This window comes from Flavobacterium sp. NLM (assembly GCF_002210235.1).
GTDB lineage: Bacteria > Bacteroidota > Bacteroidia > Flavobacteriales > Flavobacteriaceae > Flavobacterium > Flavobacterium panici.
In genome coordinates, this window is the sequence record NZ_LIAC01000025.1 from 48,595 (window position 1) to 61,617 (window position 13,023).

General features: G+C 33.1%; 13 protein-coding genes. 8 read left to right on the forward strand and 5 right to left on the reverse strand.

Going from position 1 to position 13,023, the window contains the following annotated elements; all coding sequences use genetic code 11:
- Positions 1–64: 64 nt before the first annotated feature.
- Both APR43_RS23055 and APR43_RS23060 read right to left on the reverse strand, forming a co-directional pair.
- The gene (locus APR43_RS23055) at positions 65–598 is read right to left on the reverse strand and encodes an AAA family ATPase (protein ID WP_053472807.1); all 534 of its coding nucleotides are present in this window, start codon (positions 596–598) and stop codon (positions 65–67) included.
- A 525-nt stretch (positions 599–1,123) separates the two neighbouring features.
- Positions 1,124–2,035 (reverse strand): alpha/beta hydrolase family protein, encoded by a 912-nt coding sequence (locus APR43_RS23060; protein WP_053472806.1) that lies wholly within the window; start codon positions 2,033–2,035, stop codon positions 1,124–1,126.
- 271 nt (positions 2,036–2,306) lie between these two features.
- Here APR43_RS23060 and APR43_RS23065 point away from each other — a divergent pair, with 271 nt between their 5' ends.
- From APR43_RS23065 to APR43_RS23080, 4 genes are all read left to right on the forward strand, one after another.
- Positions 2,307–2,603, forward strand: coding sequence for a DUF493 family protein (locus tag APR43_RS23065; protein WP_053472805.1), 297 nt, complete (start codon positions 2,307–2,309; stop codon positions 2,601–2,603).
- Between the two features lie 4 nt (positions 2,604–2,607).
- Positions 2,608–3,330: a DUF4290 domain-containing protein gene (locus tag APR43_RS23070; protein WP_053472804.1), complete on the forward strand. Its 723-nt coding sequence runs from the start codon at positions 2,608–2,610 to the stop codon at positions 3,328–3,330.
- A gap of 97 nt (positions 3,331–3,427) precedes the next feature.
- Positions 3,428–4,741: a UDP-N-acetylglucosamine 1-carboxyvinyltransferase gene (murA, locus tag APR43_RS23075; RefSeq protein WP_053472803.1), complete on the forward strand. Its 1,314-nt coding sequence runs from the start codon at positions 3,428–3,430 to the stop codon at positions 4,739–4,741.
- Between the two features lie 73 nt (positions 4,742–4,814).
- On the forward strand, positions 4,815–5,690 hold the full coding sequence (locus tag APR43_RS23080) for a cation diffusion facilitator family transporter (protein WP_053472802.1): 876 nt from the start codon (positions 4,815–4,817) through the stop codon (positions 5,688–5,690).
- Between the two features lie 356 nt (positions 5,691–6,046).
- On the opposite strand, the gene APR43_RS23085 is transcribed toward APR43_RS23080, so the two are convergent.
- From APR43_RS23085 to APR43_RS23095, 3 genes are all read right to left on the reverse strand, one after another.
- Positions 6,047–8,536 (reverse strand): DUF5686 and carboxypeptidase regulatory-like domain-containing protein, encoded by a 2,490-nt coding sequence (locus APR43_RS23085; protein ID WP_053472801.1) that lies wholly within the window; start codon positions 8,534–8,536, stop codon positions 6,047–6,049.
- A 184-nt stretch (positions 8,537–8,720) separates the two neighbouring features.
- Positions 8,721–9,134, reverse strand: a complete 414-nt coding sequence (aroQ, locus tag APR43_RS23090) for a type II 3-dehydroquinate dehydratase (RefSeq protein ID WP_053472800.1) — start codon at positions 9,132–9,134, stop codon at positions 8,721–8,723.
- Positions 9,135–9,246: 112 nt separating this feature from the next.
- A complete protein-coding gene (locus APR43_RS23095) occupies positions 9,247–9,807 on the reverse strand; it encodes a porin family protein (RefSeq protein ID WP_053472799.1) in 561 nt (186 codons plus the stop codon).
- 280 nt (positions 9,808–10,087) lie between these two features.
- On the opposite strand from APR43_RS23095, the gene APR43_RS23100 reads away from it, so the two are divergent.
- From APR43_RS23100 to APR43_RS23115, 4 genes are all read left to right on the forward strand, one after another.
- Positions 10,088–10,648: an outer membrane beta-barrel protein gene (locus APR43_RS23100; protein ID WP_053472798.1), complete on the forward strand. Its 561-nt coding sequence runs from the start codon at positions 10,088–10,090 to the stop codon at positions 10,646–10,648.
- 195 nt (positions 10,649–10,843) lie between these two features.
- Complete coding sequence (locus APR43_RS23105) at positions 10,844–11,446, forward strand: porin family protein (RefSeq protein WP_053472838.1); 603 nt, start codon at positions 10,844–10,846, stop codon at positions 11,444–11,446.
- A 189-nt stretch (positions 11,447–11,635) separates the two neighbouring features.
- A complete protein-coding gene (locus tag APR43_RS23110; RefSeq protein WP_053472797.1) occupies positions 11,636–12,214 on the forward strand; it encodes a porin family protein in 579 nt (192 codons plus the stop codon).
- Positions 12,215–12,362: 148 nt separating this feature from the next.
- Positions 12,363–12,986 carry a porin family protein gene (locus APR43_RS23115; RefSeq protein WP_082356446.1) on the forward strand — a complete coding sequence of 208 codons (624 nt, stop codon included), beginning with the start codon at positions 12,363–12,365 and terminating at the stop codon, positions 12,984–12,986.
- Positions 12,987–13,023: the final 37 nt, after the last annotated feature.

Genomic DNA, 13,023 nt, shown 5'->3' on the forward strand with positions numbered 1-13,023 from the left:
GCCTCTGTTTTAAAGTTAAAAATGTAGAAATCAGTTTCTAGTTTTACAACTTTAAAACCGGTTGCTAAATTTTGTCTAAGATATAAAGAATTCTGTTTTCAACCGTATCTTTCGGAACCTCAATTAAATCGTAACCGTATTTTTTGTACGTTTCAATTAAGTGTTTCTGAATCGTAAGTGCCTGTTCAAAATTTTCATATCGCTCTGTGTCGCTCTGATAAATTTCTTCCCAAGGCGGTAAAATAAAAGTTTTAGAATATTTATAATCCTCGCACGCTTTTACGAAATCTTCCGGATATTCATCGCCAATATAATCCATATAAGCCACAACATCAGGAATACCACGATCTATAAAAACGATAGTATCGGGTTCTTTTTGGGCATTTTCAAATTGCTGAATACGTCCTTCTAAAAGCATTTCGCTAAATAATAAAGGCTGCTCCAGAAACAATTGTTCAACGCCTCTTTTTTGGGCTTCGAGTGTAACTTCTCTGGAAATTTCAGGGTAACAACAATAGCCACGAGCGACTAATTCGTTTATAAGCGTAGATTTTCCTGTACCAGGACCGCCAATGAGAACTATGATTTGTTTTTGCACTATTCTAAAAATAAAGCGCAAATTTACCTAAACTTATTCGTATTTAAAAAGAATATTTATCAAGAGCGAATAATTTAGCATTTTTATAAAAAATAGGTTCGTTTTGCAAGAGGTAAATATTGTGGTAACTGGACTGAAGTCCAGCTCTACAATATGGATTGTTCCTTCGGAACTGAATTGTGAAAAGATTTGTGGGTTTGTTAAATATTGTGGTAACTGGACTGAAGTCCAGCTCTACAATATGGATTGTTCCTTCGGAACTGAATTGTGAAAAGAGTTTTGGGGTTCTTAAATATTGTGGTAACTGGACTGAAGTCCAGCTCTACAATATGGATCGTTCCTTCGGAACTAAATTGTGAAAAGATTTGTGGGTTTATTAAATATTGTGGTAACTAAAGTCCAGCTCTACATTATGGGGTGTTCCTTAAGAACTAATTCGTAAGAGAGCCATAGGCTCGCCAAATATTGTAGGGCTGGACTTTAGTCCAGTTTATAATGTTGATTATTTTGGCGTGATTAAATTTTTTAATCACAAAACAAATATTTCCCAAAACCTTTTCCTTTTTTAGAAGGAACAATCAAATGCGATTCAAATTTCTTTCCTTTTAAAACATCATTCACAAAATCCAGAACATATTGTTGGCCGTCATGAAAAAGATAACCGGAGAATTCATGTCCGCCGCCGCAGAAGGTAATCAGTTCAACATCTTTATGTAAATCCTGCATGTGATTGTAAACCGCATATGAACCAAATAAAATTAACCAGCCCGAAGCATTTGTCGGGCAAGAACGATGTGAGCCAGCACTGTACGGAACCGTCTCGTCATTACTGCCATGTGCCAATAACATCGGAATTGCTTTTTCTTTTGTAATCAAATTGATATCCTGAATAGCGCCCGAACCTCCGATAAATCCGGTATATTTAAAGTTCTCCGGCAAATTGCTTTTGTACAAATTCATTAATTTATAATCCCAAAACGAAGCATGAAAACCAATTTCTGCCCCGGCACTAATTCCCGAAATAAAGATTTTAGAAGAATCAAGATTGTATTTATCAGCATTTTCGATTAAAAAAGAAGTGGCCTGCCACATATCGCTCACGCCAATTTGAATCGCTTTTATCTTTTCCGTTAAAGTCCCCTTGCAGCCAAAATCTTTTCCTTTCATATATAAACTGTACGAAATGCTGGCAACCGCATAACCGTTTTCGGCCATAAACATTCCGAAGTTTTTTTCGCTCTTACGTTCTCCGCCAGAAAATCCGCCGCCAAAAGCAAACATAATCAACGGGATTTTTTCGTTAGATTTTTTCTTTGGCAGATATAAATCTAAATCCAGTTTTAAAGTGTCGTTTTGGAAATAAGTTAAAGTTTTGACTTCTTGTGCCTGAATATTGTTGAATATAAATGCTATAAAAAATAAAAGGATTTTTTTCATTATAATGGGTTTTAATCTCGTAAAGTCGCAGATTCGCAAAGTATTTCAAATATAAAGGTTTGCCACGAATTACACGAATTTTCACGAATTTTAATTTTAAAATTAATGAAAAGCCAGCAAAATTGAGCAAGATATTCACACCAATATAATTAGTGTAAATTAGTGAAATTCGTGGCAAAAAATCTACAGCTTCTCCAATGAAAAAAATCTAAAATCTAAAATCTGAAATCTGAAATCAAAACCGTATATTTGCGTTTATTTTTAATTACGAATGGAGAACGATAAAGAAAAAAATACCGCCGAATTTTTCGAAAGATTAAAAGTCGAATTAGACAACGCAAATACTTGGCCAGCAGAATATTTGTACAAATTCATTGTGCCTTCTGTAGGCGATAATGTTGAACGTGTTGAAAAAGCTTTTGACAGAATGGGCGCGGTTATTAAAACAACAAAATCAAAAACCGGTAAATTTACCAGTGTTTCTGTAGATGTTACCATGAACAGCTCTGATGAGGTGATTGGTAAATACAAAGAAGTATCTACAATAGAAGGTATAGTTTCATTATAAACTTATGGTCGAAAAATATAAAAAAGAAGTCGCAAATGACGTTGTGTATAATTTAGAATACAATTCTGAAAGACAACGTTTGATTATTCCGGAGTATGGTCGTCATTTACAAAAACTGATCGATCAGGCTACTGCAATCGAAGATGATGAAACACGCAACAAAGCCGCGAAATATATCATTCAGGTTATGGGAAGCTTAAATCCGCATTTGCGTGACGTGCCGGATTTTCAGCATAAATTATGGGATCAGCTTTTTATTATGTCTGATTTTAAATTGAATGTTGAGTCTCCGTACCCAATTCCTTCAAGAGATGTACTGCAGTTAAAACCAGATGTTTTACAATACCCACAGAATTTTCCAAAATACAGATTTTACGGAAACAATATCAAATATATGATTGATGTTGCCAATAAATGGGAAGACGGCGAAATGAAAAATGCATTGGTTATGGTAATTGCCAACCACATGAAAAAATCATTTTTGAGCTGGAACAAAGACACAGTAAAAGACGATGTTATTTTTGAACACTTATATGAATTGTCCGGAGGAAAAATAAACTTGCTGCACAGTACAGAAGAACTGTTGAATACAACAGATTTAATGCGTACAAACAAACGTGTGTCAAACAAAATTGCACCTGCAGGACAGCCTAAAATTCAAAACAACAAAAACAATAATAAAGGCGGTAAACCTAAAACTTTTCAAAAAAACAATAATCAAAAATAGAAGAAGTTGCTAAGATACTAAGCAGCTAAGGTGCTAAGATTTTAGCTCAGCCTTAGAACCTTAGAATCTGAGAACCTTAGAACCTTAAAAAAAATCTATGGGAATTTTTAAAATCGAAGGAGGAACTCCTTTAAAAGGAGAAATCACTCCGCAAGGAGCAAAAAATGAGGCATTACAAATTTTATGTGCCGTGCTTCTAACAGGAGAGAAAGTAAGAATTAATAACATTCCTGATATTATAGACATCAATAAATTAATCACTTTATTGGGTAATTTAGGTGTAAAAATCCAACGCAATGAACCGGGTTCGATTACGTTTCAGGCCGATGAGGTTAATGTTGGATATTTAGAAACAGAAGCTTTCAAAAAAGAAGGTGGAGCGCTTCGTGGTTCTATTATGATTGTTGGGCCTCTTTTGGCACGTTTCGGAAAAGGATATATTCCAAAACCGGGAGGAGATAAAATTGGCCGTCGTAGATTAGATACTCACTTTGAAGGTTTTATTAACCTTGGAGCAAAATTCAGATACAACAGAGAAGATCACTTTTACGGAGTAGAATCTCCTGAAGAAGGATTACAAGGAACAGACATGCTTCTTGACGAAGCTTCTGTAACCGGAACGGCAAATATTGTAATGGCAGCCGTTTTAGCAAAAGGTAAAACTACAGTTTATAACGCGGCTTGCGAACCATACTTACAGCAATTATGCAAAATGTTGAACTCTATGGGAGCTAAAATCACTGGAGTTGGTTCTAACTTATTAACTATTGAAGGTGTTGAAAGCCTTGATGGATGTGAGCACAGAATCCTTCCTGATATGATCGAAATTGGTTCTTGGATTGGTCTTGCGGCTATGACAAAAAGCGAAATCACGATTAAAAATGTAAGCTGGGAAAATTTAGGTTTGATTCCAAATACATTTAGAAAATTAGGAATTACAATAGAAAAACGTAACGATGATATTTACATTCCGGCTCACAAAGACGGATATGAAGTAAAAACAGACATTGACGGATCAATCTTAACTATTGCCGATGCACCTTGGCCAGGATTTACACCTGACTTATTAAGTATCGTTTTAGTTGTGGCAACACAAGCAAAAGGAGATGTTTTGATCCACCAAAAAATGTTCGAAAGCCGTTTGTTTTTCGTAGATAAATTAATCGACATGGGAGCAAAAATCATGTTATGTGACCCGCATAGAGCTGTGGTTATGGGGCATAATTTTGAATCTCAATTAAAAGCAACTACAATGTCTTCTCCTGATATTCGTGCGGGAATTTCATTATTGATTGCGGCGCTTTCTGCTAAAGGAACAAGTACAATTCAAAATATCGAACAAATTGACCGTGGATACGAGCGTATCGACGAGCGTTTAAGAGCTATTGGAGCAAAAATTGTAAGAGCATAAAAATTATTTGCCACGAATTTGATTCTTCAAAGAATATCAAAAATAATTCGTGGCGAAAAAATAATTTTCTATAATGACAGATGAAAAAAAAGCTATAAAAGCTACTATTTTTAGTATAGTCGGAAACACCTGCTTGGCCTTGATAAAAGGTTTGGCAGGTTTTTTTGGCAATTCATACGCCTTGATTGCAGATGCAATCGAATCAACAGCAGACATATTTTCGTCCTGTTTGGTCTTATTCGGAATCAAATATTCTAATAAACCGGCAGATGAAAATCATCCTTACGGTCACGGCCGTGCAGAACCTTTAATTACCTTTTTGGTAGTTGGTTTTTTAATTACTTCGGCTACGATTATTGGGTACGAAAGTATTGCCAATATTCAATCGTCGCATGATTTACCAAAATCCTGGACATTATATGTTTTAGGGGCTATAATTCTTTGGAAAGAGTATTCGTATCGTTTAGTAATGAAACGAAGCAAGGAAACCAATAGTTCGTCTCTTGCCGCCGACGCCTGGCACCATCGTAGTGATGCTATAACTTCAGTTGCAGCATTTATCGGAATTTCGATTGCACTGATTATGGGAAAAGGTTACGAATCTGCAGATGACTGGGCAGCTCTTTTTGCTGCTTTTTTTATCCTATATAACTGTTATAAAATTTTCAGACCTGCACTTGGCGAAATCATGGATGAAAACATGAACGATGATTTAGTAGAAGAAATTCGTGTAAAATCACTGACAGTACCCGGAATCCTCGGAACCGAAAAATGTTTCATCAGAAAAGCCGGAATGCGTTATCACGTCGATCTTCACGCCATTGTTTCAGCTGAAATTTCGGTAAAAAAAGGACATGATTTATCTCATAAATTACAAGATACTTTAAAAGAAAAAATTCCGCAGTTAGGAAATGTTCTGATTCATATTGAACCAGATGATTATCATTGAGAAAGAGGTTCAAAGTTGCAAAGTTTCAAAGGTACAAAGGTTTTGTTGTGACGTAAATTCTTTGTTGTCTTAAACTTTGATAAAGATTGAAATAAAAAATCCGTTTATTCTTCAAGAGAGTAAGCGGATTTTTTTATGGGCGTTACCTTCGGCCGGGCTGTCCGCTGTATCTTTTTATTTTTAAAGAAAAAACAAAAAGGATGCCGCTTCCATCCCTAACGCAAACTCAGGTAATTAGAATTTTTATGGTTTAAATTATAAACACAGCTTGTCAGTTCGAGCGAAGTCGAGAACTTCGTAAAGTATTTACGCTGCAACAAAACCTTTGTTCCTTTGAACCTCTGCGCCTTTGAACCTTAATTCAAAACATTCAAAATCTTCAGCCCAAACACAACACCATTTTGCTGGATTCCACCTTGGTAAGAATGCACGTAATCAATTCTAAATAACTTAAATTTCCCGAAACCTAGATTATCTAAACCAACTGTAAATTCGGTATATGGTTTACGATCCGGAATTGCCAGCGAATGAAAACCAAGATTCATCGTTGATTTTAAAAGATTCAAAAGCGGAATTTTATTCGTTACAAATCCCATATCATTGTGTTCTAGATGAATTTCAAAATAACTGTCATTTGTACTATTGTCATAATACGACATTAAGTTGAAAACATTCAAATAACGATCGCTAGTGCCAATGTGAGTTTGGTTTCCGTTGAAATGCCTGTAATCTATAAAAGAAATATTTTCGGCATTAAAGAATTTACCCGCTCTAAAATTCATTCCCAAAAGGCCTTTGTTGTTTAATTTTAAATCATATTGAACAGAAGCGCCAATTCTTTCAAACTCGTATTTTTTTTCGCTTGCGGCAAATGCCTTTTCAAAAGCTAAAAATACGGTTGGATATTTTTCATCTTTAAAATTATACCTTCCGTCAGGTCTTGAAATATATTTGTTTCCAAAATTAATTTTGGCCGTCAAATTAGCCTTCATTAAATGATGCTGATCAAAAGCAGGCGTATTGAAATCATTCGGTGCAAGCGGATTATTTGACGAATAAATATCATCTCTTTTAAAGAACGAATAATCGGTAGTATTAAAAAGAGGTTTTCTTTGCTCGTAAGCTATTCTTGCATTTAAGTTTAATCCGTTTGCGACATCTTGTGCATAGTTAATTTGGGCAAATTCCAAATTGTACAACTTCATGTAATTGTCTTTAAAAAACAACGAGCTTACAGAATTGATCAATTTGCTAATAGGCTCAGCGCTATTAAATTGTTCTGTTTTTGTTCCTCCCGAAGCTGAAATTGTCGCGTAATTAATCGTATTAAATCGGTGGCTGAATTCGCCAATAACACGCAGACGTTCATCAGAAAAACCATAATTGAAATCTGTACTTATGGAAGTGCTTTTTCCTTTTTCTTCATTCCATTTTTTAAATGAAAATCCAGTTCCCAGATTAAATCCCTGAACCGTATTAAAACTTAAAGAAGTTGGACTTAGCAAACCGTCAAATTTAAAAGAGTATTTCTTAAACGTATTTTTATAATCGTAACCGCCAAGGATATCTAAAATCTTAAACTTATTATCTTTTGCATCAATAGAATCGGTATATTTTTTAGATTTTCTGATAACTTGTAAGCTGTCTTTTTTGGTGTAATCTGCACTTTCTTCGAGCGTTAACGGAATAGGACGAATTTCATTCCAAAACGAATCATCTTTTTTATTGGCATTCAAATCAAAAGCTACGATTTCGTTTCCAAAAGTTTTCTTGGCAAACGATTCAGGAAATTCATAATTGGAATAAATATAATTAAACTGACCCGAAAATTTTATACCAAATCCACCCGCATTAAACGAAAGCGTCTGTGCATTTTTTGACCAGATTTTGTTTTTTGCATTGTAACTAAAGCTTTGTTTTAAATTCATGACTTCAGTAAATTCATTTTTCATTCGGTAGCCTTTAATGTCGAAATCAACGGCATAAATGGCAAAACTGTCATCAACAATGTAAATATAACCTTCAAAAACAGGTTCTTTATCTCGCTTTGGGATTACTTTAATTTTGTATATCTGCTGTTTATTATCATCATAAAAACTTCCTTCCAGTTTGTATTTATAATAGCTGAAAGCGTTATTAGCAATAGGAGAGATGAGGTTTACATCAAATTCTAATGTATTGTCGTAGAAATCATAAGTTGATAAAGCAGCAGTATTATAGCTGAAACCTTTATTGTTTCCGGAGATTTTAGAGGCGATAATAGTTTCCTTTAATTTATCTGGTTTTTGATAAGAAACTTTCGAAATAGTTTCTGATAAATATAAAATCCCAGTTCCGGTCGAATCTAAATTAGAAGATAAATCCGGGCCAAGATCTACTTTTTGGCCTAATATTTTTTTAGGTAAATCTTTTACTTTTAAAATTCCTTTCGAATAAAAATCGGCAGTAAAACGCGCTGTTTTTTCAGAGTTTTCTTTTCTGTTTGCAATCGCATTTTTAATGATGGCATTTGCTGGATTGTTTTTAGGATCAATAACTACTTCGTTTAATGCAAAACTTTCTTCCTGCATTTTAACATCTAAATTTACTGTTTTTGAATCTCCCGAAACCGTAATTTTTTGAGTTTTAAATCCCAGATATTGAAAAACGATTCTGTTTTTACCAATTTCTTTTACCTGCAATTGATATTGTCCTTGTTCATTTGAAGTAGTTCCACGATAGGTATTCTCTTCAAAAATAGAAACAAACGGCAGCGGATTTCCTTTCTCATCGGTTATAGTTCCTTTGATTTGGGCAAAATTGGAAATCGAAAAAAATAAAAAGGCGAATAAAATATAGTTTTTCATGAAAGTAGTTTCTCTCACAAAAATAAAAGAAGTTGAAAATGAGCTTATTAATAATTTGTTAAATTGTAATAAGGAAAATCAAAGTCGTTTGTCAGGCTGAGCAATTTTCCAACTGTCAGGCTGAGCGAAGTCGAAGCCCCTCGCACGCTATAAGCGCTTCGACTTCGCTCAGCGTGACAATATCTTATAAAAACGACTGAATCGCTAATTCGTAACTTTTTAATCCAAACCCTAAAATAACACCTTTTGCATTTCCAGACAAATACGACTGATGTCTGAAACTTTCACGCGCATAAGTATTAGAAATATGCACTTCGATAACAGGAGTTGTAACCGCTTTCATAGCGTCGCCTAAACCTATAGAAGTATGAGTGTAAGCTCCGGCGTTTAGAATAATTCCGTCAAATGAAAAACCAACATCCTGAATTTTTCCAATCAATTCTCCTTCAATATTACTTTGGTAATACGAAAGTTCAATGCTGGGAAATTTTTGTTTCAACGTTTCAAAGTAATCTTCAAAAGTCTGACTTCCGTAAACTTCGGGTTCACGTTTTCCTAAAAGATTCAAATTGGGTCCGTTGATAATGCAGATTTTCATATTTAAAATTGTTTATTGAAATATTGGTATTGCTATTGCAATTGAATTGTGTAAAAATAAAAAAACCGATCTAATTAATAGACCGGTTTTTATAAAAGTATGTGATATATTTTTAGAACATGAATCCAGCTGAGAGTTGAAATACAGAGTTTTTAAGATCGGCTTTAGATGAAACTTCAGTCAATCCAAATCCGTAACGACCTTGAATGAAGATTCCTTCAGTAATTTTTAATCCAAGTCCAGCATTGATAGCGAAGTCGAAAGTTTTAGGGTCTTGAGCATCGAATTCTTCTTTATTGCTTAATAAAAATGAAGCTTGAGGACCAACTTCTAAACTTAATGATTTAGTCATATATATTTTAGCCATCACAGGAATAGATAAGTATCCTAATTCGTTTTTAAATTCTCCTAATGCATTTTTATAGCTTGCACCTTGTGTTGAATACAACAATTCAGGCTGAATAGAAAATTTTTCTAATAGTTTTAATTCTGCAACTAAACCTGCGTGATAGCTCGTAATTCCATCCTTGCTATAGTCTATTCCGTCAAAACTCGCATCTCCGGTTTGATTTGCAAAGTTAACCCCTGCTTTAACTCCAATTTTTAATAATTGTGCCTGAATCGTAGCTGTTGTTGCAATGAACAATACAGCTGCTAAAAGTATTTTCTTCATAAAAAATGTTTTTAGTTTGGTATTTAAATGTTATTCTTTTAATTCAAAACTACATTATTTTGATTTTATTGTTTTATATACTGCATGATAAATTTATTAAAATTCTCACATTTTTTCAAATTCACCTTGTTGAAATGATTGTTTTTTGTACAAATGAACTGGAAATTAATAGGTTATTTGAAAATCCATTTTGTCTTATTTTAATACTTTAATTACTTTTCGGGGGTATTTTTTGGTAAGTATAATCTTAGTTTTGGATTGTAATTAAAAAAATAAAAACATGAAAAAAGTAATTTTAACTGCTATTGCAGTCTTAGGATTTGTATTTGCAAATGCGCAAACAACGGGTTTCTCTAAAGGAGATGTATTTGTTTCAGGAGCTTTCAATGTAGGTTCTCAAAAAACTGGGGATTTTAAATCAAGTGATTTTACTCTTGTCCCAAGTGCTGGTTATTTTGTGACTGAAAATATTGCAATTGGAGCAAAATTAGGTTTTAGTACATCGAAAGAAGGAGATGACAAAACTAATAACTTTACAGTAGGAGCTTTTGGTAGATACTATTTTACTCCAGCTTCTCAATTCTCAGTTTATGGTCAGGCTGGATTTGATTACATGAACTCAAAAGAAAAACCTAGTGATTTTAAATCAAACACAATTGGTGGGAACATTGGTTTAGGTATGAGCTATTTCTTGTCTAATCATTTTGCTATCGAAGCTACTTGGATTGGTTTAGGTTATTATGTTGACAACAACGGTGGTCATGGAGCAGAGAAAACTAATACTTTTGGTCTTGGAACAGATTTAAGAGATGTAAGTTTTGGAGTTGTTTACAAATTCTAAAAGAAAATATTTTTAGTTAGTTTTTTAAAAAGCTTCCTCATTTTTGAGGGAGCTTTTTTCTTTTCATTTAAAAATAAATTGATATAAACTATAAATAGTTTATCTACTTATTAGTCTTTTATTTGTTAAATTCCTAATTAATTTTTATGAAGTATAATTTTATATTTGGCAGATAAATTTCAAAAACAAATAAAAATGAAAAAAATTATGTTTACTGTTACCGCAGTAATGGCCTTTGCATTTTCAAATGCTCAAGAAGTTAAATTTGGAGTAAAAGCAGGTGTTAACTTAACTACATTAACAGGAGATATTGAAGAGGCGTCTTCAAAAGTTGGATTCCATGTTGGTGGATTTGCAGAAATTAAACTTTCTGATAAATTTTCTATTCAGCCAGAAGTTCTTTATTCAACTCAAGGAGCTAAAGAGAAAGGTGAATTTGAGTTTAATGGAGATGTTTATGACGTTGAAATGAACTATAAATTGGCTTACATTAATGTTCCAGTATTAGCAAAATATTATGTTGCTGAAAAATTTAGCCTTGAAGCTGGACCACAAATTGGTTTTCTTGTAAGTGCAAAAGGTAAAGCAACTGTTCTTGGTAACTCTGAAGAAGATGATATTAAAGATGGTTTTGAATCAATTGATTTTGGAGTTGATTTTGGTGCTGGTTACGATTTTACTGAAAATCTTTCTGTAGGACTTCGTTACAATCTTGGTTTGGCAAATTTAGCTAAAGATGCTGAAGATTATAAAATTAACAATAGTGTATTCTCATTATCTGTTGGATACAAATTCTAATAAAATATTCTTTTTAGTTTAAAAAGCTTTCTCATTTTTTGAGGGAGCTTTTTCTTTTCATTTAAAGGCAAATTCACCTTGTGTTAACAATTTGTATGCTTATTACTATTTTTTTTGTTAAATTCCAAATTAGTTTTTATGAAGAATATTTTTATATTTGATTATTAAATTTAACCAAAACAAATTAAGATGAAGAAAGTTATTTTAACAGCAATTGCTATTTTAGCATTTGGCTTCGCTAATGCACAGCAAACAAGATTTGGAGTAAAAGGAGGTCTAAGCCTTACAAATTTTTCTGGAGATGTAGATACTAATACAAAAGTAGGTTTTGTAGTTGGTGGTTTCGCAGAAATTAAAGTTATAGAGAGATTGTCTATTCAGCCAGAACTTTTGTTTTCTGCACAAGGAGCTAAATATGATTTTATTGGTAGTAATGATGACGGAGATCTTAAATTAAACTACATCAATATACCAGTTTTAGCAAAATTTTATATTACTAAACAATTTACCGTTGAAGGTGGTCCTCAAATAGGTTTCTTAGTTTCTGCTAAAGACGAAGGAGAAGATGTGAAGGATTTTTACAAATCGGCAGACTTCGGTTTCAATTTTGGAGCGGGATATAATTTTACAGATAACTTTTCTGTAGGTTTACGCTACACAGTTGGTTTGTCAGGAGTTGTTGATAGAGGGGATTATGATGATCTTGATGATTATTATGATAGTGCTAAAAATAGCGTTTTAGCGATAACTGCTGCATATAAATTCTAATCAGAATTTTTAAAATACTTAAAAACCTTCCAGAAATGGGAGGTTTTTTTATGCATGAAATTTAATATTAAAATGTTTTAACAACACTTATATTTTGATAAGTAAATATCTATATTTGGCTAAATTATTTTTAACCAAAAACAAAAAAATGAAAAAAGTTATCTTATCTGCAATTGCAGTTATGGCATTTGGTATGGCAAATGCACAAGACGTAAAATTTGGTCTTAAAGGAGGTTTAAACGTTTCTAATTTTTCTGGAGATACAGAAGGAATTGATTTTAAATCTCGATTCGGGTTTAACGCTGGAGGATTTGTAGAAATTAAATTCTCTGAAAAATTTGCCTTACAACCTGAAGTTTTATATTCTACACAAGGTGCAAAAGTTGACAATTTTAATCTGGATGTTGACGGAATAGGTACTGTTAATGCAGATGTTGCCTTTAACCTTGCTTATATAAATGTTCCTGTAATGTTTAAATATTTTGCTGCAGAAAAGTTCTCACTAGAGGCTGGTCCGCAAATTGGGTTTTTAGTTTCTGCAGAAACTAAGACAAAAGTAGACGGTTACGGAAGTAGTAAAGTTGACATTAAAGATAACTTTGAATCAATTGATTTTGGATTGAATTTAGGAGCTGGATATGATTTTACAGAAAACTTTTCTGCTGGTGTAAGATATAATTTAGGATTAGCTAATATTGCTAAAACTGAAGAAGGAGATGACTCGAAAGTTCATAACGGAGTTTTTTCATTATCTGTTGGATATAAATTCTAATTAGAATTCTAAAATATTCAAAAGCCTTCCAGAAATG

Bases quoted from the DNA above. Each gene is read 5' to 3' on its own strand.
- APR43_RS23115 (WP_082356446.1), top strand. From the start codon at position 12,363: ATGAAAAAAGTTATCTTATCTGCAATTGCAGTTATGGCATTTGGTATG.
- APR43_RS23065 (WP_053472805.1), top strand. From the start codon at position 2,307: ATGGAGAACGATAAAGAAAAAAATACCGCCGAATTTTTCGAAAGATTA.
- murA (WP_053472803.1), top strand. From the start codon at position 3,428: ATGGGAATTTTTAAAATCGAAGGAGGAACTCCTTTAAAAGGAGAAATC.
- APR43_RS23070 (WP_053472804.1), top strand. From the start codon at position 2,608: ATGGTCGAAAAATATAAAAAAGAAGTCGCAAATGACGTTGTGTATAAT.
- APR43_RS23095 (WP_053472799.1), bottom strand. From the start codon at position 9,807: ATGAAGAAAATACTTTTAGCAGCTGTATTGTTCATTGCAACAACAGCT.
- APR43_RS23110 (WP_053472797.1), top strand. From the start codon at position 11,636: ATGAAGAAAGTTATTTTAACAGCAATTGCTATTTTAGCATTTGGCTTC.
- APR43_RS23085 (WP_053472801.1), bottom strand. From the start codon at position 8,536: ATGAAAAACTATATTTTATTCGCCTTTTTATTTTTTTCGATTTCCAAT.
- APR43_RS23105 (WP_053472838.1), top strand. From the start codon at position 10,844: ATGAAAAAAATTATGTTTACTGTTACCGCAGTAATGGCCTTTGCATTT.
- APR43_RS23100 (WP_053472798.1), top strand. From the start codon at position 10,088: ATGAAAAAAGTAATTTTAACTGCTATTGCAGTCTTAGGATTTGTATTT.
- APR43_RS23060 (WP_053472806.1), bottom strand. From the start codon at position 2,035: ATGAAAAAAATCCTTTTATTTTTTATAGCATTTATATTCAACAATATT.
- APR43_RS23080 (WP_053472802.1), top strand. From the start codon at position 4,815: ATGACAGATGAAAAAAAAGCTATAAAAGCTACTATTTTTAGTATAGTC.
- aroQ (WP_053472800.1), bottom strand. From the start codon at position 9,134: ATGAAAATCTGCATTATCAACGGACCCAATTTGAATCTTTTAGGAAAA.